General features: G+C 73.3%; 23 protein-coding genes. 18 read left to right on the top strand and 5 right to left on the bottom strand.

Annotation, left to right across the window (positions count from 1 at the left end; all coding sequences use genetic code 11):
- Window positions 1-49: 49 nt before the first annotated feature.
- Window positions 50-712, top strand: a complete 663-nt coding sequence (locus RBH18_RS44130) for a tyrosine-type recombinase/integrase (RefSeq protein WP_372338924.1) — start codon at window positions 50-52, stop codon at window positions 710-712.
- Here the strand turns inward: RBH18_RS44130 and RBH18_RS16650 are convergent.
- Window positions 594-1,187 (bottom strand): GNAT family N-acetyltransferase, encoded by a 594-nt coding sequence (locus RBH18_RS16650; RefSeq protein WP_306208681.1) that lies wholly within the window; start codon window positions 1,185-1,187, stop codon window positions 594-596. The two genes, RBH18_RS44130 and RBH18_RS16650, sit on opposite strands and share 119 nt — an antisense overlap.
- Before the next feature lie 677 nt (window positions 1,188-1,864).
- Between RBH18_RS16650 and RBH18_RS16645 the strand changes: the two genes are divergently transcribed.
- Window positions 1,865-2,206 carry an immunity protein Imm33 domain-containing protein gene (locus tag RBH18_RS16645; protein ID WP_306208679.1) on the top strand — a complete coding sequence of 114 codons (342 nt, stop codon included), beginning with the start codon at window positions 1,865-1,867 and terminating at the stop codon, window positions 2,204-2,206.
- Window positions 2,203-2,385, top strand: coding sequence for a hypothetical protein (locus RBH18_RS16640; RefSeq protein WP_306208677.1), 183 nt, complete (start codon window positions 2,203-2,205; stop codon window positions 2,383-2,385). The genes RBH18_RS16645 and RBH18_RS16640 overlap by 4 nt, the downstream gene beginning before the upstream one ends.
- Before the next feature lie 184 nt (window positions 2,386-2,569).
- On the opposite strand, the gene RBH18_RS16635 is transcribed toward RBH18_RS16640, so the two are convergent.
- Window positions 2,570-2,929, bottom strand: coding sequence for a YciI family protein (locus RBH18_RS16635; RefSeq protein WP_306208675.1), 360 nt, complete (start codon window positions 2,927-2,929; stop codon window positions 2,570-2,572).
- A 79-nt stretch (window positions 2,930-3,008) separates the two neighbouring features.
- On the opposite strand from RBH18_RS16635, the gene RBH18_RS16630 reads away from it, so the two are divergent.
- The 7 genes from RBH18_RS16630 to RBH18_RS16600 all read left to right on the top strand — a co-directional run bounded on the left by RBH18_RS16630 (window position 3,009) and on the right by RBH18_RS16600 (window position 9,023).
- The gene (locus RBH18_RS16630) at window positions 3,009-3,509 is read left to right on the top strand and encodes a GNAT family N-acetyltransferase (RefSeq protein WP_306208673.1); all 501 of its coding nucleotides are present in this window, start codon (window positions 3,009-3,011) and stop codon (window positions 3,507-3,509) included.
- A 75-nt stretch (window positions 3,510-3,584) separates the two neighbouring features.
- Complete coding sequence (locus RBH18_RS16625; protein WP_306208671.1) at window positions 3,585-4,370, top strand: AfsR/SARP family transcriptional regulator; 786 nt, start codon at window positions 3,585-3,587, stop codon at window positions 4,368-4,370.
- A gap of 44 nt (window positions 4,371-4,414) precedes the next feature.
- Window positions 4,415-6,256, top strand: a complete 1,842-nt coding sequence (locus RBH18_RS16620) for an asparagine synthase-related protein (protein ID WP_306208670.1) — start codon at window positions 4,415-4,417, stop codon at window positions 6,254-6,256.
- The gene (locus tag RBH18_RS16615; protein WP_306208668.1) at window positions 6,234-6,491 is read left to right on the top strand and encodes a lasso peptide biosynthesis PqqD family chaperone; all 258 of its coding nucleotides are present in this window, start codon (window positions 6,234-6,236) and stop codon (window positions 6,489-6,491) included. Before RBH18_RS16620 ends, RBH18_RS16615 begins: the two co-directional genes overlap by 23 nt.
- 1 nt (window position 6,492) lies before the next feature.
- Window positions 6,493-6,897, top strand: coding sequence for a lasso peptide biosynthesis B2 protein (locus tag RBH18_RS16610; protein ID WP_306208666.1), 405 nt, complete (start codon window positions 6,493-6,495; stop codon window positions 6,895-6,897).
- A 135-nt stretch (window positions 6,898-7,032) separates the two neighbouring features.
- A complete protein-coding gene (locus RBH18_RS16605; RefSeq protein ID WP_306208664.1) occupies window positions 7,033-7,152 on the top strand; it encodes a keywimysin-related RiPP in 120 nt (39 codons plus the stop codon).
- 80 nt (window positions 7,153-7,232) lie between these two features.
- Window positions 7,233-9,023, top strand: coding sequence for an ABC transporter ATP-binding protein (locus RBH18_RS16600; RefSeq protein WP_306208662.1), 1,791 nt, complete (start codon window positions 7,233-7,235; stop codon window positions 9,021-9,023).
- On the opposite strand, the gene RBH18_RS16595 is transcribed toward RBH18_RS16600, so the two are convergent.
- Window positions 9,016-11,817, bottom strand: coding sequence for an AfsR/SARP family transcriptional regulator (locus tag RBH18_RS16595; RefSeq protein WP_306208660.1), 2,802 nt, complete (start codon window positions 11,815-11,817; stop codon window positions 9,016-9,018). The genes RBH18_RS16600 and RBH18_RS16595 overlap by 8 nt on opposite strands.
- Before the next feature lie 88 nt (window positions 11,818-11,905).
- A complete protein-coding gene (locus RBH18_RS16590) occupies window positions 11,906-13,330 on the bottom strand; it encodes an MFS transporter (protein ID WP_306208658.1) in 1,425 nt (474 codons plus the stop codon).
- 63 nt (window positions 13,331-13,393) lie between these two features.
- Between RBH18_RS16590 and RBH18_RS16585 the strand changes: the two genes are divergently transcribed.
- Genes RBH18_RS16585 through RBH18_RS16575 form a run of 3 tightly spaced genes read left to right on the top strand, consistent with a single transcriptional unit; the run spans window position 13,394 to window position 17,122 of the window.
- Window positions 13,394-13,942 carry a TetR/AcrR family transcriptional regulator gene (locus tag RBH18_RS16585; RefSeq protein WP_306208656.1) on the top strand — a complete coding sequence of 183 codons (549 nt, stop codon included), beginning with the start codon at window positions 13,394-13,396 and terminating at the stop codon, window positions 13,940-13,942.
- 54 nt (window positions 13,943-13,996) lie between these two features.
- Window positions 13,997-16,267: a putative bifunctional diguanylate cyclase/phosphodiesterase gene (locus RBH18_RS16580; protein WP_306208654.1), complete on the top strand. Its 2,271-nt coding sequence runs from the start codon at window positions 13,997-13,999 to the stop codon at window positions 16,265-16,267.
- Between the two features lie 9 nt (window positions 16,268-16,276).
- Window positions 16,277-17,122: an LLM class flavin-dependent oxidoreductase gene (locus tag RBH18_RS16575; RefSeq protein WP_306208652.1), complete on the top strand. Its 846-nt coding sequence runs from the start codon at window positions 16,277-16,279 to the stop codon at window positions 17,120-17,122.
- Here RBH18_RS16575 and RBH18_RS16570 read toward each other — a convergent pair.
- Window positions 17,048-18,040, bottom strand: a complete 993-nt coding sequence (locus RBH18_RS16570; RefSeq protein WP_306208650.1) for a DMT family transporter — start codon at window positions 18,038-18,040, stop codon at window positions 17,048-17,050. The genes RBH18_RS16575 and RBH18_RS16570 overlap by 75 nt on opposite strands.
- Window positions 18,041-18,070: 30 nt before the next feature.
- Here RBH18_RS16570 and RBH18_RS16565 point away from each other — a divergent pair, with 30 nt between their 5' ends.
- The 5 genes from RBH18_RS16565 (at window position 18,071) to RBH18_RS16545 (ending at window position 24,552) form a co-directional block, all read left to right on the top strand.
- Window positions 18,071-18,997: a LysR family transcriptional regulator gene (locus RBH18_RS16565; RefSeq protein WP_306208648.1), complete on the top strand. Its 927-nt coding sequence runs from the start codon at window positions 18,071-18,073 to the stop codon at window positions 18,995-18,997.
- A gap of 31 nt (window positions 18,998-19,028) precedes the next feature.
- A complete protein-coding gene (locus RBH18_RS16560) occupies window positions 19,029-21,749 on the top strand; it encodes a LuxR C-terminal-related transcriptional regulator (RefSeq protein ID WP_306208646.1) in 2,721 nt (906 codons plus the stop codon).
- 57 nt (window positions 21,750-21,806) lie between these two features.
- Complete coding sequence (locus RBH18_RS16555) at window positions 21,807-22,799, top strand: helix-turn-helix domain-containing protein (protein WP_306208644.1); 993 nt, start codon at window positions 21,807-21,809, stop codon at window positions 22,797-22,799.
- Window positions 22,800-22,882: 83 nt separating this feature from the next.
- Window positions 22,883-23,734 carry an alpha/beta hydrolase gene (locus tag RBH18_RS16550; protein WP_306208642.1) on the top strand — a complete coding sequence of 284 codons (852 nt, stop codon included), beginning with the start codon at window positions 22,883-22,885 and terminating at the stop codon, window positions 23,732-23,734.
- Entirely contained in the window at window positions 23,731-24,552 is an 822-nt protein-coding gene (locus RBH18_RS16545) for an alpha/beta fold hydrolase (protein ID WP_306208640.1), read from the top strand. The genes RBH18_RS16550 and RBH18_RS16545 overlap by 4 nt, the downstream gene beginning before the upstream one ends.
- Window positions 24,553-24,655: the final 103 nt, after the last annotated feature.

Here is a 24,655-nt window from a genome sequence, read left to right as displayed (position 1 = left end):
GCCCCCGATAACCACGGCACGGCAGTCGATCAATCCCAACGACTTCGCGTTGATCGCGCTGCTGGGGCTGCTCGGTCTACGAATCTTCGAAGCCTGCGGCGCGAGCATCGCCGACCTGGGCGAGGAACACGGACACCGTGTGCTGCGCGTCCACGGCAAGGGCGGCAAGGTCGTCCTCGTCCCGCTGCCACCCGCAGTGGCCCGCGCTATCGACCGGGCCGTTGGTGAACGCCTCAACGGGCCGATCCTGCGCAACACCATCGGCGCCCGGATGGACCGGCACGCCGCGACCCGCAGGCTCAAGCACCTCGCCGCCACCGCCGGCATCCGCATGCCCAAGATGCACCCGCACATGCTGCGCCACACCTTCGTGACCACCATGCTCGACGCCCGCGTCAGCCTCCGCGACGTCCAGATCGCCGCCCGCCACGCCGACCCAAAACCACCATGCGCTACGACCGAGCCCGTAAGAACCTCGACCGGCACCCCAACTACATCCTCGCTGCCTACATGGCCTCCGGCACATAACAACGAGCGACGGACAAGAGCGAGCGAATCTACCGAGAGTCGGCTAGTTCGCTGTGCAGAATTTGTCAGAGACGGGCAGACGCTCCTCTCGGGCGCCACTCGTGGTCGAGCAGAGACATACGGACGGCGTCCACCCAGGTGCCGTCATGCAGAAGGGCGTCACGGTCGACACCTTCGGTGGTGAAGCCGACCTTCTCGTAAACGCGTCTGGCCCGTGGATTGAAGGCATAGACGAACAGATAGATACGGTGCAGGCACATCGTCTCGAAGCCATAGCCGACGATCAGGCGAGTCGCTTCGGTGCCGAGTCCGCGGTCGCGTCCCCCTGGGCCGATCATCGCCCGGAAGTTGCAGCTGCGGTTGTGCTGGTCCCACTCGTTAAGCACCACTTCACCGACGAACTCACCGCTGGCGTTGTCCACAACAGCGAGGTCGAGCCGGTCCGCCGCGGTCGCGCGTGCCGCGTACACGGCTTCGAGACCGCGATGGTGGAACGTGAGGTGTGCGCCGCCGGTGTACCTGCGCACCTCCGGGTCATCAATGATCGCGGCGATCAGTGGTGCGTCTTGCGCGCCCACCGGCCGTAGGGTCACCTTCTCGCCGTTCAGCACAGGCTTGTGCGAGAAGTCCGCGCCGGCCGGAATGGTTGCTGAGTTCATCCCTAGATCCTCGTGGCAGGACCAGCGCCATGCAACGACACCTCGGTATCCGCTTCTGCCGCCGAGCGTGCGCTCCGGTGGGTGGACGGCCGTCACGCCATGCCACGTCGAACGAGTCGGCTCGGCACACGCTCGTGCCAAGCGGTCGTGCTCGTCAGCCATCTCCGATGGCCTGGTTCCCGGTGAAGCACTCAGGGTAAAGAGGCATGGAGGCACCTTCCTCGGTAGGGATCGACGCGTCCAATTCATCAGGAGGAATTCGGTCATGCCATGGATTGATCTGCGTCGGGATCAAGACGTAGGTGGTATCGCACGGCGGATGGAATTCTGGGTGGACGGCCAACGGGTGGCACGGCTTCGGCGCGGTGCCACCGCCCGGATCGAGGTCGCAGTGGGCACGAGAGTCGTCCAGGCTCGCATGGATTGGCTGAGCAGCGCTCCGCTGGAACTCAGCATGAGCACCGGAACGTCAAGGACGGTAACCGGAGCCCTCACTGCACACTCCATCACTTTTACCGGCACGTTCCTCCGCCCGGGAACCGCTCTGGAGCTTCTGGCCACGTAGCGCAGGTGTCTTGTGCCGCCATCCTGACTTGCCGCGGTCAGTGCGCGCCGGGCCTGAGGACTGGTGACAGTGGAGGCTCATGCGGCGCTGCGGGGATGTGCGAGGATCCGGCGTGATCTTCTGGGCACAACGCCGGGTCTGTCGTCGCTTCGGTGTCGCGCCGCTGCGCCCCGGCCGGCTGACGATGAGCGGCGTCGGGTTGAGTCGTGGCTCGGACTTGCTGCCGCTTAACGCTGTCCGGCACCCGCCGGTCGGGCAGACCAACGGCTGGTACGTATGGCGAGGTGAGCCGGCGCCACAGGACGATGGATTCTTCAGTCCCGTCCACGTCGAGCACGTCGTCGTTCAGTTCCCCGAGCTGGTGCCCTACCTGGCTCTGCCACCTGGCATGGGGGTCGTCCTCGCGCCCGGCTACGAAGACGTCTGGCATGACGACGCTTTCCTGGAGCCGTGACAGAGCCGACGCACTCTTCTGCCGCCGATCGCGTGCGCATCGAGGTGGCGCCGCGCAACGACTACCCTGTTCGGGTGGCGGACGAGGGCCTCGCCATCATGCTCACCAAGGATCAGGCACCCGTGCTGTCCGACTGGCTGTACCGCGTGATCGGGACGCCCGCTTTCGACACCTTGTGAACGCCAAACCAGCGGCCTGGTCCACACCGCACAAGATCGCTGGGACGCTCCCGATTGCTCCGGGCGGCTCCATCAGGCCCGCGACCAGCTGCTGGACAGCCTTGGCGACATCGGCACACCGCCTCCCGGGCCGCGGGATCGTGCCGGGTACTCGATGCGGAGCGGTACGACTACGCGCGAACGGTCACCGCTCGAGGACGGGGCGGACCTCGACCCAGCCGTCGATGACGGGGACCATGCGGCCGATCCAGACGGCGTGGTCCAGATCGGAGGCTTCCACGAGGAAGTAGCCGGCGAGGGTCTGGTCGCTGCCCGCCAGCGACCCGCCGACCGGGACGTTGTCGCGGATCGACACGGCGTTCGAGGGCGGACCCATCGCATTGCCCGCGATGATGCGGGCGCCGGTCTCGGCGATCTGGCGCGGCAGCTGCAGGTGCGCCTGGAGCACGGTGGGCGGGGCCGCCGTGGCGCTCGCCGGCGCCTCGCGCTCATAGATGAGGATCATGAATCTGGGCAGCGGCGACTGCTGGTCCGGCACGTCCACGCTGCCCCTCCCGCTGACCGACGCCGACGCGCCGACCGTAGCAGCCCGCGAGCCGCGGCAAGGGGATAGCCTCGGCGGCATGCCGATCGAGCTGCGCCCCGCCACCGCTGACGATGTCCTCGCGCTTGCCGCGCTGTGGCACACCGGGTGGCACGACGGGCACGCCGGGCATGTGCCCGACGAGCTGCTTCCCTTCCGTACGCCGGAATCGTTCGTCCCCCGCACCGCCGGCCGCATCGAGCGCGCCACCGTGGCAGTGCGCGACGGCGAGCTCGCGGGCTTCACCGTGGTCGACGGTGAGGAGGTCGAGCAGGTGTACGTGGCGGCCGCCCACCGGGGCACCGGCGTCGCCGCCACCCTGCTGACCGACGCGGAGCAGCAGGTGGCCGGCGCGGGGCACGGAACGGCCTGGCTCGCCGTGGCGCCCGGCAACACGCGGGCGCGGCGCTTCTACGAGCGGCAGGGCTGGTCCGACGGCGGCGGCTTCACCTACGTCGCGGAGGCCGGGGCCACCACGATGGAGGTCCCGGCCCGCCGCTACGTGAAGTCGCTCGGCACCCCGGACGGCCTTCGCCCCTGATCGCGGCCGCCGGTCCGCGGCGCGACAACAATTCGTCAACAGAACGGGCGGCGGGCGGGCGCACCATGGCTGTCCATGGGGGACATTCTGGTCGATCTGCTCGGTGACGTGACTGTCCGGACGACGGGTGGCGAGCGGGCGATACCCAGCCGCCAGCAGCGGCTGACGCTCAGCCTGCTCGCCCTGAGCCCGGACCGCCCGGTCAGCGTCGAGACCATCATCCGGGTGCTGTGGGACGACGACCCGCCGCCGTCCGCCCGCACCACCGTCCGCGGATACGTCCGCAGGTTACGGTCGCTGCTGGCCGTCGGGGCCCGGTTCGACGTGATCGCCTCCCACCCGGGCGGATACCGCTTGTGCGTCGATCCGGAGGACGTCGACGTGGGCCGCTTCCGGGCCGGCCGCGCCCGGGCCGCGGCGACGGACGACCCGGCGGCGGAGGCGGTGCTACTCGACAGCTGCCTCGCGCTCTGGCGCGGCCGGCCGCTCGCCGGCCTGGAGGGCGTGAGCTGGGTGGAACGCACCGTGGCAGCGCTGGACGAGGAGTTGCTCCAAGCGGCCGAGCGCCGGTGCGACCTCCTGCTCGCCGGCCGGGATCACGGCGCGGTGGCCGCCCGGGTACAGGGACTGCTCGTTCAGCACCCCTTCCGCGAGAGCCTGTGGCGCCGGCTCCTCCAGAGCCTGCACCAGGGCGGGCGGACGGCCGAGGCGCTGCTGCGGTACGAGACGCTGCGCCGGCAGCTCAACGAAGCGTTGGGCGTCGAGCCCTCCGCGGAGACGCAGGGGCTGCACCGGCTGATGCTGCGGGCCGACGGGTCAGGAACCACGGTGCGACCACGGCGCGACCACACGCCGGCGTGAGGCTGGGTGTCAGCAAGGCACGCCGACGCCGACCGGGAGGAATCGTGGTATCAGGCACAGGCTGGCACGTCATCGCGCTGCCCGACCACCCGGCAGCCGACGAGCTGGCACAGCGGCTGGGTGACGGTCACACCGTCGTCCGGCATGCCTCCGGCAGACCGTGGCTCCTGCACACTCATCCGGCGGATCAGGTGGCGGTGTCCGCGCTCGTGGGCCGCACCCGGGTGGCGGTCATCGGCTTCAGCGACGCCGACGCCGCCGCACTGACCCGGGCGGCGCACCACGAGGACGGTCCCGAGACGCTCGCGCGCACCCGGCACGGCGGCTTCGGCGTCCTCGCCACCAGGGACGGGGCGATCGGGGTGCTCAGCTCGGCCACGGGCGCCCGCCGGTTCGCCACGGCCCGCATCGGTGGCGTCCGGATCGCCGCCGACCGTGCGGACGTCCTGGCCCGGATCGGATCGCTGCCCTTCGACGACACGACGATCGCGCTGCGGACCGTCAGGTCGCTCCCCTACCCCTGTCTCGACGAGCCGCTCTGGCGTGGTGTCGAACCGGTTCGCGCCGGCGAGGCCGCCTGGATCGACGCCGCGGGCGAAAGGGTGCGCCGGCGCCGCTGGTGGACGCCGCCGGCCGCCGAGCTCGGGATCGCGGCCGGTGCCCGCCGGCTCCGCGACACGCTCGCCGCGGCGGTGGCGACCAGGACAGCGGCCGGCGGTGTCATCCACGCCGACCTGTCCGGAGGCTTCGACTCGACGCCCCTGACCTACTTCGCCGCGCGAGGGCCGGCGACCGTGCTCGCCGGGACCGCCTACAACGACGATCCGGGGGGCCGGGAGGACCTGATGTGGGCGCGCAAGGCGCTGCCCGCCCTGCCCTGCGTGCAGCACCGCGTTTTTTCGCTCGACGGGCTGCCCGGCTTCTACGCGGGCCTGTCCGCGGTGCGGACGTGTTTCGATGAGCCGTCCGACGCCCTTCGCGCCGCGCCCCGGATGGCGGCGATGATCACCGGAGCGCGGGAGCTGGGCGCCCGGGCGTACCTCACCGGGCTCGGCGGCGACCACCTGCTGACGTCCATGCCGGCCTGGGATCACACCATCCTGCGCCGGCATCCGGTCACCGCTCTGCGCCGGGTGCGCGCTCTGCAGCTCCTGGAGGACATGCCGGCCCGCACCGCGTTCGGGCCGCTGTTCCGGTCGGAGTCGTACGGCACCTGGTTGCGGCGCACGATCGCCGCGATGGGCACCCGTGACGAGTTCGCGGAACCCACGCTGCGCATCAGCTGGGGACACCGGATGTACTGGCCGCCCTGGCTCAGCTCCGGCCACCGGGCCGCCGTGCAAGCGCGGCTGCTGGCGATCGCCGCGACCGCCGAGCCGCTGTCACCGGCGCTGGGCGAACACGCCTACCTGCGCGCGATCCGGGACGGGGCGACCGTCGCCCGCGCCGCCGCGCAACTGGGCGCCGATCTCGGCGTGGCGTTCGAAGCACCCTTCTTCGACGATCGTGTCGTCGAGGCCTGCCTGGCGGTGCGGCTGCCGGACCGGTCCCACCCCCGCCGGTTCAAACCGCTGATGCGGGAGGCCATGCGCGGGCTGCTGCCCGACGACTTCCTGCGCCGCTCGCGGAAGACCGGCGGCACCGCGCAGGCTGTTCGCGGGTTGCGGGCCGGACGGGCCGAGTTGCAGAGCCTGTGCCACCACTCGTACCTGGCCGAGCACCACATCATCGACCGCGACGTGCTCGCCGCCCGCGCCTTCCCGGGCGAGCGGTGGGTGCCGGTGCGGGACCTCGATGCCACCCTGACCTGCGCCCTGTTCACCCGGAACCACGGCGACGCGACGGCGGCGAAGGGAGCGGACCGTGCCGATCACTCTGCGCGCTGAGGTCACATTCACCCCCACCGAGTACGGCGCCGTCCTGCTGGACCTGCGGACCGGACGCTACTGGCAGCTCAGCCGGACGGCGGCGGTGATCGTCGCGGCGGTGCGCGCCGGCCGGGGCCGGGACGGCGCCCTGGACGATCTCCGGGTCCGTTTCGACGTCGGGGACGACCGGCTTGTCCGGGACGTCGACACCCTGCTGGAGCAGTTGCGGGCCGGCGGATTGGCGGTGTGCTGACATGCCTGTCCTGCCCGACGACGATGTCGCCGTCCCGGTGCCGCACCGGCTCGTGGTCTCGGCCGCGGTCGGAGTGGCCCGCGTGCTGGCCCGGCGACGCCCCGCAGACCTGTGCCGGATCCTGGCGACGGTACGGCGAGGTGCGCCGCCGGCGAGTTACGCCGAAGCGCAGCGGGCTCGCAACCTGGTGCTGACCGTCAGCACGCGATGTTGCGGACGGAAGGCCTGTCTGCAGCGGTCGATCGCCACCTTCCTCGTCTGCCGCGCATGGGGCCGATCGGTCACCTGGTGCGCCGGAGTGCTCGCGGCCCCGCCGTTCACCGCGCACGCCTGGGTGGAGGCGTGCGGCCGGCCGGTCGACGAGTCGGGCGACGGCACGGCTCTCACCACGATCTGCTCGGTGTGACGACGCCGGGCTCACCGCGACGACCACGGTACTGACGCGGACGCGCACGTCCGCCGAGATCTGCCCGGCACGACCGTGCCGGGCCGGCGACTTCACCTGGGCTCAGGGAAGTCAGACCAGAAAGAGGTGTCCGGAATGTCCGAGACCTACGAGAGCCCCGTGCTGACGGAGCTCGGCGACTTCGCCGCCGAGACGGGCTACTACGACGAGCGCAACAACGACGAGATCGTCTGGTTCTTCGACAACTGGGGCTGATCCCGCCGCACCACCATCGGGCCGTGGCCGGCGCTGTGCCGGCCACGGCCTCCCGCCGAGGGCGACGCGGAGGAGGAAGCGTGGCAACGACCGTCCGGCCGGCCGAGGAGCGGGACACGTCCGCGCGATCGTGGGCCACTCTGTGGCGGTACGCGCGCCCGCACCGCGCGATCCTCGGGCTGACTCTGGTCCTCACCCTGCTCACCAGCGCTGCCGGCCTGCTCCAGCCGCTGGCGGCCCGGCATGCCCTCGACGCGCTGGCCGCCGGTGAAGGCCTCGGGCCCGTGCTCGCCCTGATGGTCCTGCTGATGGGCACATCCGCCGTGGTCAGCGGCTGGACCGTGTGGCTGCAGCGGCGGACCGCGGAACGCATCGTGCGGCAGGTGCGCCGCTCGCTGGCCGGGCGGCTGCTCCGGCTCCGGGTGGCCGAGCTGGACCGGACCGCGCCCGCCGACCTGGTGTCGCGGGTCACCGCCGACAGCGCCCTCCTGCAGAACGCCGCGAGCCAGGGCTTCGTCATGGTGGTCACCGGTGCGCTCACCCTGCTGGGGGCCTGCGTGCTGATGCTGGTGATCCAGCCGGTCCTGTTCGCGGCGACCGCGACGGCGCTCGCGGGGGTCGCGATCGCTCTCCGGTGGGTCATGCCGCGGATCCGGCGAGCGGTCACCGAGACCCAGACGGCCGTCGGGGAGCTGGGGTCGCGGCTGGACCGCTCCGTCGGTGCCCTCCGGACGGTCAAGTCGAACGCCGCGGAGGACCGGGAGGCGACGCTCGCCGACGAGACGATCGAGAGGGCGTACCGGTCCGGTTTGGGCGCGGCCCGCTACCACGCGGCCGCCGGCATCATCGGCACGAGCGGCATGCAAGGGGCATTCCTGACGGTCCTCGGCGCCGGAGGCGTGCTCGTCGCGAGGAACAGCATCGACGTGTCCTCCCTCATCGCCTTCCTGCTCTACGTCTTCTACCTGGCGGCACCGCTGGCCGCCCTCAGCGGCGGGCTGGCGCACCTGCAGCAGGGGCTGGGCGCGACCGTCCGCATCCGCGAGATCGAGACCATGGACGTGGAGGACGACGCGGGCCGGCCGGCGGTGGTCACCGCGCCGGCGCGGCCGCCGGCCGTGGAGATCCGTGAGGTGTCGTTCGCCTATCGGGGCCGCCCGCCCGCGCTGCGCCAGGTCTCGTTCCGCGCCGCGCCCGGCACCAGGACGGCACTGGTCGGGCTCTCCGGAGCCGGCAAAAGTACGCTTTTCGCGCTCATGCAGCGGTTCTACGAACCGGCCCAGGGCGTCATCGAGCTCGGCGGGCGCGACATCGCCACGATGAGCCGGGCGCAGGTACGCGCCGCGATGGCCTACGTGGAGCAAGACGCGGCCGTGCTGTCGGGAACCATCCGGGACAACCTGCTCTACGGCAGGCCCCGGGCGTCCGCCGGAGAGATCGCGGCGGCGCTCCGGGACAGCGGCCTCGCCGAGCTGGTGGATCGGCTCGACCAGGGCCTGGAGACGAGGGTCGGGCCGCGTGGGGTGCTGTTGTCGGGCGGTGAGCGACAGCGGCTGGCGATCGCCCGTGCTCTGCTGCGGCGGCCCTCGGTGCTCCTGCTGGACGAGGTGACCGCAAGCCTCGATGCCCGCAACGAACAGGCTCTGCGCGGCGTCATCGACCGCGTCGCCCCGGCCTGCACCGTCCTGCTCATCGCCCATCGGCTGTCGACCGTCACGTCGGCCGATCAGATCGTCGTGCTCGACCGGGGAGTCGTCCGCGCGACGGGGACCCACGCCGCTCTCCTCAAGTCCGACGCGCTCTACAGCGAGCTGGTGTCGACCCAGCTGCTGGCGGAGCCGGGCCCCGGGGTCGCCACGGGGGTCACCTGATGCCGGGCGCGCCGCCGAGCCGCCGGCTCACCCGGTCGGCGTTCGCCACACGGTGCTGCCGGACGTAGAGCCGATGGGCGTGGCGCCAGTGCTGCTCCGCGACGGCCGCATCGCCGAGTGCCGCGTGATTGTCGCCCAGGCACTCCAGTACGTCGGCCTCCATGTAGGTGAAGTCGAGCTCACGAAAGATCGTGAGGGCCTGCTCGTACCAGGAGACCGCCTCGCGGTGGTCGCCCGCCAGCCCGGCCGTGTACCCGAGGCTGTCCAGGATTCCGGCCTCGCAGTTGCGCTGACCGTCGAGCCGGGCGAGCCGCAGCGCGTCGTCGAGGTAGGGGCGGGCCTGCGCGTACCGGCCGAGGCGGGCCAGGCACCAGCCCACCCCGTTGAGGGCCTCCGCCTCGCTGACCTGGTCCCCCACCTCCCGGAACAGCCGCAGCCCCTCGATCGCGTGGTCCAGCGCCGGTGGCAGGTCCTCCGCCAGGTCGTGCACCCGGGAGAAGGTCCGGTGGATCTGTGCCTGCGCCGCCCGGTCGCCGGTCTGCCGGGCCAGGTGCAGCGCGCGGCCCAGCTGCCCGAGCGCCTCGTCGTGGCGGGAGGCGTGGGTCAAGGCGTGGGCGGAGAGACGCAGCGCCAAGCTCTCGGCCACCGGGTCGTGCAGGTGCCGGACCGCGGCCAGTCCGGCCTGCCAGGACGCTATGTGGTCGAGCACGTGCCCGCGCCAGCGCTGGTAGGTGTCCAGTGCCCAGGCCAGCTGCCAGGTCCTGTCCCACCACCGCCGGCGGGCAGCGAGTGCCTGCGCCTCCGTCATGGCGGCGTACTCGGCGTCCATCCAGGCCAGGACGGCGGCCTCGCCGGCGAGCGGGACGGCGGTGACACCTTCCGACATCGCCCCGAAGTCGTGCCGCGGCCGGGTCGGGTTGAGGACCCTGTCGCCCTCGGCCGCGGTGATCAGGAGAAAGTCGACCAGCCTGCGCAGACCCCTGTCCCGGTCGTCGCCGGTGAGATCCTGCCCGGCCCGTTCGACCAGATAGAGGCGGACCAGATCGTGCACGCGCCACCTCCCGGCGGTGTGCTCGGTGAGCAGGGAGTACCGGTGCAAGGCGCGCAGAGCGGCGGTGGCGTCTCGCTCGGGGAGACCGCTGACGGCCACGACGGCCGGGAGGCTGACATCGGCACCGGGCGCGAGGGCGGTCAGCAGCAGGACCCGGGCGTCGCGGTGGTCCAGCGCCGCGTACGACCAGGACAGCACGGCGCGGAGACCCGCTTGTGCATGGTCCTCCTCCAGGGCGGCGAGGCGGGTTCCCGCGTCCGCCAGCTCGCCGGCCACGGACGGCAGCGCCGACATCGGCCGGATCGCCGCCCGGGCGGCCGCGATGCCCAGGGCCAGCGGCAGCCCGCCGCACGCGGCGATCACGGTGGCGACCGAGGCGGCGTGCCCGGCCAGCCGCTGCTCGCCGAGGCGGCGAGCCAGCAGGGTCCGGGCATCGGCGGCGCCGAGCACGTCCAGCACGAGCGGCTCCGCGCCGTGGCTCCCGATCAGGCCGGTGAGAACGGCACGGCTGGTCACCAGCACGGTGGCGGACGCCGAGCCCGGCAGGAGGGGGGCCACCTGGGCACTGTCCCGGGCATTGTCCAGCACGACCAGGAGGCGCTTGTCCGCTGCCAGCGTGCGATAGAGGGCCGCCTGCGCGTCCACGCCGGCCGGCAGCGAACCGGGCGGTACGCCGAGGGCCGTCAGGAAACCGCGCAGCGCGACGGCACTGCTCAGGGGTTCGCCGCTGGGATCGAACCCCCTCAGGTTCACGAACAGCTGACCGTCGGGGAACAGGTGGCGATGCTTCTGGGCCCAGTGCACGACCAGCCAGGTCTTGCCGATCCCGCCGGTGCCGTGGACGAGGCAGACGGCGGGGCCCGGGCGACCCGTCCGGGACCGGGCCGAGACGGCGGAGAGGGTCGCCAGCTCCTGGTCACGTGCGCTGAAGACCGGTACGTCGGGCGGCAACTGAGCCGGGCGCGGCGGCCGGTGATCCGTGGCACGGACCACGCCGCCGGGGACCGGGAGCTCCTCGTCGCGCAGGATGGCCTCGTGCAACCGCTGCAGCTCGGCACCGGGGTCGGTGCCGAGTTCCGCGCGCAGCCCGGCGCGCAGACCGGCGAACAGCCGGAGCGACTCGGCGGTCCGGCCACTCGCGTGCAGGGCGGCCATCAGAGCTCCCGCCACGGGTTCGTCCAGCGGACGCCGGGAGGCCAGCTCGTAGAGGGCCTCGACGACGAGGACGGCACGCCCCGCCCGTACGGCCGCCCCGGACCAGCGGACCGTTGCTTCGGCGTACTGCCGGTGCCAGGCCTCCCGGACCTGCCGCGCCCAGCGGCCGGTGAGACCGGTCAGCGGTTCGCCACGCCACAGCGCCCGGGCGTCGCCGAGCAGCGACAGCCTGTCGTCGTCGGTCAGCGAGGGCTCACCGGCCCGCGCGGCGAGCTGCCGGAAACGCTGGTAGTCGATCTGGTGGGCGTCGAGGGCGAGCAGGTAGCCCCCGGAGCGGTGCAGCAACCGCCCCTGGGTTCCCTGCCCCGCCGCGAGCACCCGGCGCAGCCGGGCGAGATGGGAGTGCAATGTCCGGCGCGCACCCTCCGGCGGCTCGTCCCACACCCTGTCGATCAAGGTCTCCGGGCTGACCGTCCGTCCGACGTCGACGGCCAGTGCCGCGAGGACGTGCCGCCGCTGCGGCGGCCCGACCTCGTGGACCTCGTCGTCGAGCCGGACCTGGACCGGACCGAGCAGGAGGACGTCCACGGCGCTACCGGACGGTCAACCCGGTGCGGTGACTCCGGTGCGCGGCACTCTCCGATGAGGACATGGACACCAGTATGCGCGCTGACGCTCAGACCTCGACCAATTCTTCGCGCGGCGCCGCCGACGGGACGACCCGCGTCCGCGCCACGGGGATCAGCAGGGCGACCAGGAAGGCCGCGGCGCCCGCGCCGGCGAGCACCAGGAACGACGTCGTGTAGCCGGACTCCGCGGGCAGCCCGCCGGCGCCCGGGTGGGCGGTGACGATCGAGCTGACCAGGGCGGTGCCCAGCGACGCGCCGACCGTACGGATGTTGGTGTTCATGCCGCTCGCCGCGCCCGTCTGGTGCCGGGGCACCGCCTGGACGATGAGGTTGACCAGCGACGAGTAGACCAGGCCCATCCCGACGCCGAACACGGCGCCCGTGACGGCGATCGTCCAGTAGGCGTCGTGGGCCAGGGCGAGGGCCAGGCAGGACAGCGTCGCCAGCCCGGCGCCCACGAGCACCTGCGCCTTGCTGCCCAGCCAGCGCGACAGCGGGCCGCTGGCCGAGCCGGAGACGGCCATGGTCACCATCATCGGCAGCATCAGCAGGCCGGCGGTCGTGACGGTGGCGCCGAAGCCGTAGCCGCTGGCGGCCGGCACCTGCAGCAGCTGCGGGAGGAAGGCGAAGATGCCGAACATCGCCGCGCCGAACAGCAGGGCGACCAGGTTGGTGGTCCAGACGGCGGGCAGGCGCATCATGCGCATGTCGATGAGCGGGTTGGCCGAGCGCAGCTCCGCGACGAGCCAGCCCGCGAAGAGCACGGCCGCGGCGCCGAGCAGCCCGAGGGTCCTGGTGTCGCCCCAGCCCCACGTGGAGCCCTTGCTCAGCGGCAGCAGCAGCGCCACGAGCCAGCCCGAGAGCAGCACGGCCGACACCCAGTTCAAGCGCCCCGGCATCCGTACGGGCGAGGGCGGGACGACCCGCCACGCGACCGCGGTCACCACGACCACGACGGCCATCGGGATCCAGAACAGCCAGCGCCAGTCGAGCACCCCCACGATCGGGCCCGCGAGCACGATGCCGATGCCGCCGCCGGTGGCGATGACCGCCGCCAGCACGCCGACGGCCGAGGCCACGCGCGCGGGCGGGAACTCGTCGCGGATGATGCCGAACGACACCGGGAAGACCGCGCCGCCCAGGCCCTGCACCACCCGGGCCGCGATGAGGACGCCCACGTTCGGGGCGAGGGCGGCCAGGGCGCATCCGGCGACGATGGCCCCGAGCGCGACGAGCAGCGTGCGGTCCTTGCCCACCATGTCGGCGACGCGGCCGAGCAGCGGCGTGGACACCGAGGCGCTGAGCAGCCAGGCGGTGAGCACCCAGGTGACCGTGCCGGCGTCGGTGTGCAGGTCCTGCCGGATGGTCGGCAGCACCGGTGTGACGAGCGACTGCATCAGCGAGAACGCAGCCGCGGCGGCAGCCAGCACGGTGAACGTCACGCGCGGCGCCGCCTGATAAAGTCGAGGCATGCCTCCAGATTAGTGGAGGGGTTCCTCCGGTTGGCAACTCCGGAGTCTGTGAGGAGGGTCTCCATGTCCGCGCTCCCGGTCCGCCGCCCCCAGCGCGCCGATGCCCGCCGCAACTTCGACGCCCTGCTGGCCGCGGCTCGCACCGCCTTCGCCGAGCAGGGCACCGACGCCAGCCTCGAGGACATCGCCCGCCGCGCCGGCGTGGGCATCGGCACCCTCTACCGCAACTTCCCGACCCGCCGCGACCTCTTCGAAGCCGTGTACGTCGAGGAGGTCGACCAGCTCGCCCGCGTCGCCGCCGACGTGGCCGGGCTCCCCCCGTGGGACGCCCTCGTCACGTGGCTGCACCGCTTCGTCGACTACGCCGTCACCAAACGAGCCGTCGTCGAGGCCCTCAACCGCGAGTCCGAGATGTTCGCCACCTGCCGCGCCACCATGTACGCAGCCGGCGAACCCCTCCTCCACCGGGCCCAGCAGTCCGGCGCCGTCCGCCCCGACGCCCGCTTCGACGACATCCTCCGCCTGGTCAGCGGCCTCACCGCCGCCGCGTACACCGACGACACCCAGCGCGACCGCGTCCTCGCCCTCGCCCTCGACGGCCTGCGCTCCTAGAACCGTCCCGCCGAACGGCTCACGATCCCGGCGCCCCCGCCGAACGGACGGGTGATGGGTACGTGGATCCGGACCGGGCCGGCTGCCGCCGCGAGCGTGCTCGCCTGCGCGCTTCTGCTGGTCGTCCAGCAGGCGTGGTACTTCGGCGGGTGGGGCGGCGACGAGGTCGGCAGGCTGGTGACCGACGCCTCGTACGTCCCGCAGGCGCTCGTCTTCACCGTGCTGGCCGTCCGGGTGGCGCTGTCGGAGCGGCAGGAGCCGCGGACCCGGCGCGCGTGGCTGGTGATCGCCTTCGCGTTCGGCTGCCAGCTGGCCGCGCACTGCTCGTGGTTCGTGCAGGAGCACGTCACGCACACCACCGGCTACCCGTCGCCCGCCGACTACTTTTTCCTGCTCTTCTCGCCGTTCATGTTCGCCGGGCTGCTCATGCTGCCCGGGCAGTCGCGGCGCCGGCGCGACCGGCAGAAGCTGGCGCTGGACGTGCTGATCGTCGGCGCCGGCGGGTTCATGGCGCTGTGGTACCTGCTGCTCGGACCGATCCTCAACGCGCCCGGCCTGAGCTGGTGGGAGCGCTCGTTCACGGCCGCGCTGCCGGTCGGGGACCTGCTGCTCGTCCTGGCCATGTCGACCGCCATGCTGCGGCGTCACCAGCCGGAGACGCCGGCCCCGATGCTGCTGCTCGCCGGGTCGATCGCGCTGACCGTGACCGCCGACGTCTCCTACACCTGGATCCAGCTGCACGGCCGCTTCACCGGCGGCTCGTGGCCGGACCTGCTGTGGCTGGCCGGCTGCTTCCTGCTCGTGGTGGCGGCGGACCAGCAGTACCGCCGGCCGCGGCGCTCCGGACCGAGGCGCGGCGACCGCAACCCGGTGTTCATCCTCCCGTACGCGGCCAGCGTCGCCGCCTACGTCCTGCTCGCCGAGCAGTCGTCGCACCTGCCGCTCGACCCGTACGGCGGCATGATCCTGGGCTCCGCCGTGCTCACCCTGCTGGTGATGGCCCGGCAGTTGCACGCGCTGCGCGACAACCGGGAGATGGCCGTCACCGACGGGCTGACCGGCCTGGCCAACCGCACCCTGGTCACCCAGCGCCTGGAACAGATCGCCCGGCAGCCGATCCGCCCCGGCCACCACACCGCGGTCATGCTCGTCGACCTCGACCGGTTCAAGCCCATCAACGACACGTTCGGCCACGAGGCGGGCGACGCCGTGCTGGTCGCCGCCGCGAACGCCATGCGCTCGGTGATCCGCGACGGCGACCTGGCCGGGCGGCTCGGCGGCGACGAGTTCGCGGTGCTGCTGCATCACCTGCCGTCGCGGGAGGTCGCCGGGGCGGCCGCCGCCCGGCTGCTGGAGGCGCTGCGCACGCCGGTGATCTTCGGCGAGCACGTGCTCATGGTCGAGGCGAGCATCGGCGTGGCGGTCCGCGAGGACCCGGAGACCTCCGGCGAGACGCTGCTGCAGCAGGCCGACACCGCCCTGTACGCGGCGAAGCGCGCCGGACGCGGCCGGTTCGAGTACTTCTCGGACGTGCTGGACACCAAGGCGCGCGAGGCCGACCTGCGCCGGGCCGTCGCCGGGGACGAGCTGGTGGTCTACTTCCAGCCCGCGGTCGCGCTGGTCACCGGCGAGCTGCTGGGCGCCGAGGCGCTGGTCCGGTGGAACCATCCGGTGCGCGGGCTGCTCGGCCCCGGCGAGTTCATCGACCTGGCCGAGGAGACCGGCGCCATCGTGCCGCTGGGCGCCTGGGTGCTGCGCGCGGCCTGCCGGGAGGCGGCCGGCTGGCGGGCCGCGTCCCCCGGCGCCGAGGCGCTGCGCCTGTCGGTGAACCTGTCCCCGAAACAGGTCGCCCAGGCCGACCTGGTGCAGACCGTCGAGACCATCCTGGCCGAGACCGGCTTCCCGGCGGACCGGCTCACCCTCGAGATCACCGAGAGCGTCATCCTGCAGCCCGACCCGCTCATCATCGGGCGGCTGCAGGCGCTGCGCGATCTCGGCATCCGGCTGGCCGTCGACGACTTCGGCACCGGCTACTCGGCCCTGAGCTACCTGCGCAGCCTGCCGGTCACCACGCTGAAGATCGACCGCTCGTTCGTGACCGGCATCGCCGACGACGCCGAGGCCCGCTCGGTGTGCGAGGCGGTGGTCCACCTGGGCGGGGCCTTCAAGATGACCGTCGTGGCCGAGGGCATCGAGACGGCCGAGCAGGCCGCCGCCCTGATCGACATGGGCTGCACCATCGGGCAGGGCTTCCACTTCTACCGGCCGCTGCCCCCGGCCGAGGCCGCCGCCGTGGTCCACCGCCAGGCCAGCGCCGTGGGCTAGGGTCGGACCATGCGCCACGCGGTGAATCTGCCGGTGATCGGGGAGTACGCGGACCCGCGCGTGCTGGTGCGGCTGGCCCGGGAGGCCGAAGGCGCCGGCTGGGACGCCGTCTTCGTGTGGGACTCCCTGGTCTTCGACCTGACGACCCGGCCGCCGGTGACCGACCCGTGGGTCGCCCTGGCCGCGATCGCGGCGAGCACCGAGCGGATCCGGATCGGCACCATGGTCGCCCAGCTCGCCCGCCGCCGCCCCTGGAAGGTCGCCCGCGAGGTCGTCGCCCTCGACCAGCTCTCGGCCGGCCGCATGATCCTGGGCGTGGGCCTCGGCTTCTCCGGGGAGGCGGAGTTCGAGCAGTTCGGGGAGGACGGCGACGCCCGGGTCCGGGCCGCCAAGCTCGACGAGTGCCTGGCCATCGTGCACGGCCTGTGCACCGGCGAGCCGTTCGCCTTCACCGGCGAGCACTACACCGTCCGGGAGACCACCTTCCTGCCGCGGCCGGTGCAGGACCGGATCCCGGTGTGGGTGGCCGGTTACTGGCCGAACAAGCGCCCGTTCCGCCGGGCCGCCCGCTGGGACGGCGCCGCACCGGTCGAGATGGACATCCGGGACGACGGCTTCTCCATCCTGCCCTCGTCGCCCTCGTCCGCGCGCACGATGATCGACTACATCCGCGAGCACCGCACGACCGACGGCCCGTACGACGTCATCGTCAGCCGCACCCTGCCGCGCGACCCCGGCACGCTGATCTCCGAGTACGAGGCGGCCGGCGTGACGTGGCTGCTACGCGACATGCTGCCCTGGGAGACGCCGCTGGAGGAGGCCTTCCGCATCGTCCGCGCCGGCCCGCCCGGCTGACCGGGCCCGGTGGGCCCGGTCGATGCTTTGCCCCCAGTACGTCCCGGCCACCATGAGCGCCGACCCGATCCCCGCCAGGACGGTGACGCGCTCGCCGCCGAGACCGATGCCGATCACGAACGCCCAGACCGGTTCGGTGCCCAGCAGCAGGCTGGCCCGGCTCGCCGAGGTCTGCTGCACTGCCCACGTCTGCGCGAGGAAGGCGAACACGCTGCAGAACAACGCGAGATAGACCAGCTGCGCCCAGACCGAGGCGCCGACCTGGGTCAGCATCGGCAGGCTGCCCGCGGCGGGCCCCACGAGCAGGGCCGCGCCAACGACCATCTGGACGGCCGTCACCTGCAGCGGCCGTACGGCCCGGCCCCGCGTCAACCGCCCGACCAGCACGACGTGTCCCGCGCGTACCACCGCGGCGGCGAGGATCAGCAGGTCACCGCCGCGCGGGCGCTGGAACCCGGTGCCGGCCATGAGCAGCGTGACGGCCGACAGGCACACGCCCGTGGCGGCGAAGAAGCTCAGGGGCAGCCGCCTCGTGCCCGCCGCACCGTCCAGCAGCGGAGTGAGCACGATGGTGAGGCTGATGATGAGGCCGGCGTTGGCGGCGCTGGTGTACGCGACGCCGTACGTCTCCAGCGTCAGCACAGCCGCCTGCGTCACTCCCAGCAGCCCTCCGGCCCGCACCTCGTCCCGAGTGAACCGCCGTTTGCCGACAATGCCGAGGCAGGCGACCGCTGAGATCGCATACCGGGCGACCAGCACCACCAGGACGGGCAGCACGGAGGTAGCGGTTTTCGCGGCCAGATAGCTGGAGCCCCACACGGCGGCGACCAGGAGAAGCACCATGTCGGTGCGGCGACCCTTGAGCACGCCTCCACCCTGCGCGCCCGTGACCTTGAAGCCCAGACCGATCTTCTTCAACGACCTTGAAGCATCACTACACTGGTACGGGTGAACGAGCGGCAGCTGCAAGTCCTGCGCGAACTCGGCGAGCTGGGCAGCGTCACCGCGACGGCCGAAGCGCTCCTGATGACCCCGTCGGCGGTCTCCCAGCAGCTACGCCTGCTCCAACGCTCGATCCCGGTCCCCCTCACCGAACGCGACGGCCGCCGCCTGGTTCTCACCGCCGCCGGCCGCACCCTGGCCGCCGCGGCGATCGAGGTGGAAACCGCCCTCGCCCGGGCGCGCAGCACCATCGACGAGTTCACCGGCCGCCCCGACGCCCACGTGTCAGTGACGGCGTTCCACAGCGCGGCCGCCACCTTCTTCCCCCTGCTGCTCGCCCTCGCCGGTCCCGGACGCCCCCACCTCGCCCTCGCCGACAACGACGTCGCGCAGGACCAGTTCCCGCGGCTGACCCGGGAGTACGACCTCGTCCTGGCCCACCACCTCGGCCCCGCACCCCGATGGCCGGACACCGTGGTCGCGACCACGCTGCTGCGCGAACCACTCGACGTGGCGCTGCCCCGCGACCACCCCCTGGCCGCCAAGCCGCACCTCGGCCCGCACGACGTCGCGGACCAGCCCTGGGTCACCGTCCACGACGGCTTCCCGCTGCTGGCCCCCCTCGACGCCGTCGCCGCCGCCGCGAACCGCCCCCTCACCCTCGCCCACCGCCTCAACGACTTCACCGCGGCCGCCGAAGTGGTGGCGGCGGGCGGCGGCCTGGCCCTGATGCCCCGCTGGACCGCCCGCCCCCACCCCGCCCTGACCCTGCGCCCCCTCACCGGCATCCCCGCCCGCCGCCACATCGACGTCCTTCACCGCCCCGACCGGGCAGCCCGCCGAGCGGTCCGGACGATCCTGACCGACCTCCACCAAGCAGCCGCCACCATCCAGAGCCGCGACACTCCCGTGGACCCACCGCCGCCGGCGTGACCGGAACGATCAACGCCGATAGCGTGCGGGGGTGACATCGGGAACGGAGCGGCCGCTGCGCGGGCGGGCGGCGGAACTGGCGGCTGTCGAGGCGGCCGTGGTCGATGCCAAGGAGGGCCGCGGGACGGTCCTGCTGGTCGAGGCGGGGCCCGGCTTCGGCAAGACCCGGCTGCTCGCCGAGGCGGTCCGCCTGGCCGGCGCGGCGGGTCTGCGGTGCGGGTCGTCCGGCTCCGACGCGGATGCGAGCGCCGACCCGATGGCGACGCTGTTCCGGGCGTTGTTCGCCGGGGCGGATCCGGTCCTCGACGCGACCGGCCTGACGCAGCTGCGGACCCGGTCGCCGATCTGGTACTGGATCCTCTTGGAGCTGCAGGAGCTCCTCGAGCGGGCGGCGATGCGCGGGCCGATCCTGATCTGTCTCGACGATCTCCAGTGGGCGGACTCCGGCACGATCGAGGCGCTGCGGGTGCTGCCCGCCCGCACGGCCGGGCTGCCGATCGTGTGGCTCGCCGCCTACCGGGCCCGCGAGGCGTCTCCCGCGCTGCTCCGGGCCGTCGCGGAGCAGCAGGCCGGGCGGCTGGTCCTCGGCCCGCTGGACCCGGCCGCCGTCGCCGAGGTCGCGACCGACGTGCTGGGCGAGGCGCCGACCGCGGCCCAGCTCAGCACGGCGCACCGGGCCTCGGGCAATCCGTTCCTGGTGGTGGAGCTGCTCCGGGCACCGGGCGGCGAGGATCCACCGCCGGGCCTGCGCGACCGGGTGCGCGAACGGCTCAGCACGCTGAGCCCCCTGGGCCGGCAGGCCGCGTACGCGGCGGCGGCGCTCGGGCGGTCGCTGGCCTTCGACCACCTCGCCGGCATGCTCGGCGCCCCGGCGACCGCGGTGCTCGAGCCGGTCGGCGAGCTGATCCGGGCCGAGATCCTGACCGATGACGACGGCAAGCTGCAGTTCCCGCACGATCTGATCCGTGAGGCGGTCGGCGCGTGTGTTCCGCGGGCCGCCCGTGAGGCGCTCGCCCGGCAGGCCGCCGAGGTGCTGCTCGCCTCGGGCGCCACGCCGCTGGAGGTCGCCACCCGCCTGTCGGCCAGCGCCCGCCCGGGTGACCGGGCCGCCGCCCGGACCCTCGGGGCGGCCGCGCAGGCCGTCGCGCCGACCGACCCGCTGGGCGCCAGCGAGCTGACGCGGACCGCGCTGGCGCTGACCCCTCCCGGCGACCCCGAGCGTTCCGCGCTGGTCGCGACCACGGCGGTGCTGCTGCACGCCGCCGGCCGGGACACGCAGGCGCGCGACTTCGCCGCGGCCGAACTGGGCGCGGCGCTGCCGCCGGAGGCCGAGGCGTCGGTGCGGCTCGGGATCGCCCAGATGTACTCGTTGCCGGCCGACTTCCGGGTCGGCGCGAGCCGGGTCGCGCTGGCGTTGCCCGGCGTCTCCGAGCCGATGCGGGCCCGGCATCTGGCCGTCCTCGTCCTCAGCCTGGCCGCGGCCGGCCGCATCGCCGACGCCGGGAAGGCCGCGGCGCGGGCCGACCCGGTGGTCCGCGCCACCGGGGACCCTCAGGCCGCGATCAGCCTGGAGTTCGGGCGGCTCGCGATCGCCGAGGGGACCTTCGACTACCCGGCGATGTCGCTGCGGATCAACGAGATCAGCCGGCTCTCGGGCGGCTCCGAGCGGAACACCGAGGTGCAGGCCTCGCAATGGTTCCGCAGCAGCCTGCTGGCGCACCTGGACCGGTTCGACGAAGCCGCGCGCGTGGTCCGGCGCGGGCAGGAGATCGCGGTACGCGACCGGCAGGCCTGGATCGCACCGCGGTGGGACATCTGGCACGGCTGGCTGCTCCTGCAGCAGGGGCGGCTGACCGACGCCGTCGCCGCACTCGACGGCGCTTTCAGCGCGGAGGGGCTGGAGGTGGCTCTGGCCCTGCCGGACGCGACCGGGCTCGCCGCGCTCGGCATCGCCGCGATCCACACCGGCGACAGGCACCTCGCCGGCAAGTGCGCGCAGATCGCCCGGGCCACCCTCGCGGCCCGGGCCTTCGACGACGGCCGCCGGCACGTCACCTGGTTGCTGGCCCGGCAGGCCCTGGCCCGCGGTGACGCGGCAGCCGCCCGCGCCGAGCTGCGCGCCGCCGGACCCTCCGACGACCTGGACGTGCTGCCCCGGCTGTCCCGGGACGTCACCACCGAACCGCACCTGGTCCGCCTCGCCCTCGCCGCCGGGGACGCCGCCCTCGCGGCGGCCGCCGTGGCCGGCGCCGAGGAACGGGCCCGCCGCAACCCGGGCGTGGCGGCGATCGCCGCGTCGGCCGCCCACTCCCGCGGGCTGCGCGACGGCGACCCGGACCAGGTCAGGGCCGCCGTGGACCTGCTCGCCGGGGGTACCCGGACGCTCGCCACCGCATCCGCGGCCGAGGACCTCGGGCGGCTCTCCCGGGGTGCCGCCGCGGTAGCCGCATTCGATCAGGCCGCCACCTTGTACACCGCCGCCGGGGCGACCTGGGACGCCGACCGGGCCAGGCGGCGGTTGTGGCAGCTGGGCGTGCGCCGGCGGGCCGAGGTGCGCCACGGATGGGAGTCGCTGACCCACGCCGAGCTGGTCGTGGCCCGGTCGGCGGCCGAGGGGCTGACCAACCGGGAGACGGCGGAACGTCTCGGCGTCTCGCCGCACACGGTCAACACCCACCTGCGGCACGTCTTCGCCAAGCTGGACGTCCATTCCCGGGTGGAGTTGGTCCGGATCGTCCTGGCCCACGAGTGATGTCCTCGCACGACCGTGCGATGCGCGGCACCCCCCGCCGCTGACAAGCTCGCACCCATGGCGCTCGTCCTCGACACGACAACCATCGCGCCGCGCGAGCGGGCCGAGGCCGTGCGGGCCGCGATGCGGTACGCGCGGGTCCCGGCCCTGCTCACCCACGAGACCGAGGAGCGCGTCCACGCCCGCCTCGACGTCTGGGAGCTCGGCGGCACCGCCACCCTGTTGCATCGCACCAGCTCCGGCCTGGTGTTGCGGCGCACCCCGCGGCAGGTCCGGGAATGTGCCGAGGACCGGATAGGCCTGGTCGTCCTGAGCCCGGGCCGGTGGAGCTTCGGCCAGCACGGTGAGCGGCGACATGAGCAGACCGCACGCTGGGAGGCGCTCGTCGTCGACCACGCGGCGGCATACGACTTCGGCCGCTACGGCGACGGCTCCACCTACGCGGTCAACCTCGACCACGCCGCGCTCGGCCTGCCACGAGAGCTGATCCACGCGGCGTCCGGGCGGCTGCCCAGCAGCCCGCTGTACCGGCTGCTCGTCGATCACGTGCGGGGCGTCGCGCGCGACATCGACGCCGTGCTGCCCGGCGCCGCCGGGCAGATGCTCGGCGCGGCCACATTGGAGCTGGTCCGCGCGCTGGTGGCCGGCGCCGCCGACTCCCGCCACCCGCGACCCGACGACGACGCGGGCGCCCTGCTCGCGCAGACCAAGATCTACGTACGGCGGCACTTCGCCGACCCCGGCCTGAGCCCGCTGCGGATCGCCCGCGCCCACGCGGTCTCCGTGCGCCGGCTCTACGCGGTCTGGGCCGCCGACCCGCAGAGCCTCGCCGGGCACATCATGGCCGTCCGCCTGGAGGCGGCGAGGTCCCGCCTGGCGGCGCCGTCCCCGCGTCCGCCCACGATCGCCTCCGTCGGGCACGCCTGCGGTTTCGCCGACATGGCCCACTTCGCCCGCCGGTTCCGCCAGGCGTACGGCATGACGCCGCGCGAGTGGCGCCGCGACGCCCGCGACGCACCATCGCGCATCCCGGCGGCACAACTGGCCTGATCCCGTGCACACAGCGGCCATTCGCGGGCGCCCGGCGTCAATAGCGTCAAGGTCACGTCATCTCGGAGCGCGAGGAGCACCGCATGTCAGATCTGCCCCACATCACCCGGTCGGCGGCCGACCAGGTCGAGGCCGCCAACGCGTCCGGGCTGCGGCCCGTCGTGTTCATCCACGGCCTGTGGCTGCTGCCGTCGAGCTGGGACCGGTGGGCCCGGGTCTTCGCCGACGCCGGCTACGCACCGGTCTCCCCCGGCTGGCCCGACGACCCGGAGACCGTCGAGGAGGCCAACGCGCACCCGGAGGTCTTCGCCGGCAAGAGCGTCGGCGACGTCGCCGACCACTACTCCGAGATCATCGCCGGGCTGACCCGCAAACCCGCCGTGATCGGCCATTCCTTCGGCGGCCTGCTCACCATGATCGTCGCCGGCCGGGGCCTGGCCGCGGCCTCCGTGGCGATCGACTCGGCGCCCTTCCGCGGCGTGCTGCCGTTGCCGTTCTCGGCGCTCAAGGCGTCCTCCCCGGTGCTGGGCAACCCCCTCAACCGGCACCGGGCCATCCCGCTGACCTACGACCAGTTCCGCTTCGCCTTCGCCAGCGCGGTCAGCGAGGAGGAGGCGCAGGTCCTCTACAAGGAGTTCGCGGTCCCGGCGTCGGGCGAGCCGCTGTTCCAGGCCGCCGCGGCCAACCTCAACCCGTGGACCGAGGCCAAGGCCGACTACCAGAACCCCGAGCGCGGACCGCTGCTGATCATCGAGGGCATCGGGGACAACACCTCACCGCCGGCGATCAACCGGGCCGCGTTCAAGCTGCAGTCCGAGAACGAGGGCGTCACCGAGATCGCGTCGATCGAGAACCGCGGCCACTCCCTCACCATCGACGGCGGCTGGCGCGAGGTCTGCGACACCGCCCTGGCCTTAGTCCGGAGGTTCGCGTGAGGAAGCGACTGCTGGGCCTGCTCACCGCGTTCGCCCTGATCGCCGGAGTGACGCCGGCCGTCACCACGGCGGCGCTGGCCGGCGGCAAGACGGGCCCGAAGCCGACGATCGTCTTCGTGCACGGCGCCTTCGCCGACGCGTCCGGCTTCGGCGACAGCATCGCGGCGCTGCAGCGCCTCGGCTACCCGGTCTACGCCCCGCCGAACCCGTTGCGCAGCCTGACCGGCGACGCCGAATCCCTGCGGACGTTCCTGAGCACGCTCACCGGGCCGATCGTGCTGGTCGGCCATTCGTACGGGGGCGCCGTCATCACGAACGCGGCGACCGGGAACCCCCACGTGCGGTCGCTGGTCTACATCGCCGCGTACGCCCTGCAGGAGGGTGAGTCGGTCGCCGACGCCAACGCCCTCGGCGGCGGGCACTCGTCGTTGCTGGAGAACATCGACCTCAAGCCCTATCCGGGGGCGCCGCCGGTGCCGCAGTCGCCGACCGGACTGGACATGGACGCGTACATCAGGCAGGACGCCTTCCGTCAGGTCTTCGCCGCCGACGTGCCGCCGGCCCAGGCGGCCGTCCTGGCTGCCGGCCAGCGCCCGGGCACCTTGGTCTCGCTCGGCACGCCGTCGGGCCCGCCGGCCTGGCGCACGATCCCCTCCTGGTACCTGGTCGCCGGGAACGACAGGACCATCCCGCCGGAGGCGGAACGCTTCATGGCCGCCCGGGCGAAGGCGCGCACCGTCGAGATCGCCAGCTCGCACGCGGCGATGGTGAGCCACCCGCGGGAGGTGACCGCCCTGATCCTGGCCGCCGCCCGCTGACCGGCCCTGCCGGGCCCGGCGGACCCAGAGGTCGGCCGCCCGCTGACCGGCCCCTGCCGGGGCCCGGCGGACCCGGAGGCCGGGGCCGGGTGAACGAAGACGA

Source organism: Actinoplanes oryzae, assembly GCF_030757795.1.
GTDB lineage: Bacteria > Actinomycetota > Actinomycetes > Mycobacteriales > Micromonosporaceae > Actinoplanes.
This window is presented reverse-complemented; position numbering and strand designations above follow the sequence as displayed.

Bases quoted from the DNA above. Each gene is read 5' to 3' on its own strand.
- RBH18_RS16650 (WP_306208681.1), bottom strand. From the start codon at position 1,187: ATGAACTCAGCAACCATTCCGGCCGGCGCGGACTTCTCGCACAAGCCT.
- RBH18_RS16630 (WP_306208673.1), top strand. From the start codon at position 3,009: ATGCCGATCGAGCTGCGCCCCGCCACCGCTGACGATGTCCTCGCGCTT.
- RBH18_RS16625 (WP_306208671.1), top strand. From the start codon at position 3,585: ATGGGGGACATTCTGGTCGATCTGCTCGGTGACGTGACTGTCCGGACG.
- RBH18_RS16610 (WP_306208666.1), top strand. From the start codon at position 6,493: ATGCCTGTCCTGCCCGACGACGATGTCGCCGTCCCGGTGCCGCACCGG.
- RBH18_RS16605 (WP_306208664.1), top strand. From the start codon at position 7,033: ATGTCCGAGACCTACGAGAGCCCCGTGCTGACGGAGCTCGGCGACTTC.
- RBH18_RS16590 (WP_306208658.1), bottom strand. From the start codon at position 13,330: ATGCCTCGACTTTATCAGGCGGCGCCGCGCGTGACGTTCACCGTGCTG.
- RBH18_RS16585 (WP_306208656.1), top strand. From the start codon at position 13,394: ATGTCCGCGCTCCCGGTCCGCCGCCCCCAGCGCGCCGATGCCCGCCGC.
- RBH18_RS16580 (WP_306208654.1), top strand. From the start codon at position 13,997: ATGGGTACGTGGATCCGGACCGGGCCGGCTGCCGCCGCGAGCGTGCTC.
- RBH18_RS16575 (WP_306208652.1), top strand. From the start codon at position 16,277: ATGCGCCACGCGGTGAATCTGCCGGTGATCGGGGAGTACGCGGACCCG.
- RBH18_RS16555 (WP_306208644.1), top strand. From the start codon at position 21,807: ATGGCGCTCGTCCTCGACACGACAACCATCGCGCCGCGCGAGCGGGCC.
- RBH18_RS16550 (WP_306208642.1), top strand. From the start codon at position 22,883: ATGTCAGATCTGCCCCACATCACCCGGTCGGCGGCCGACCAGGTCGAG.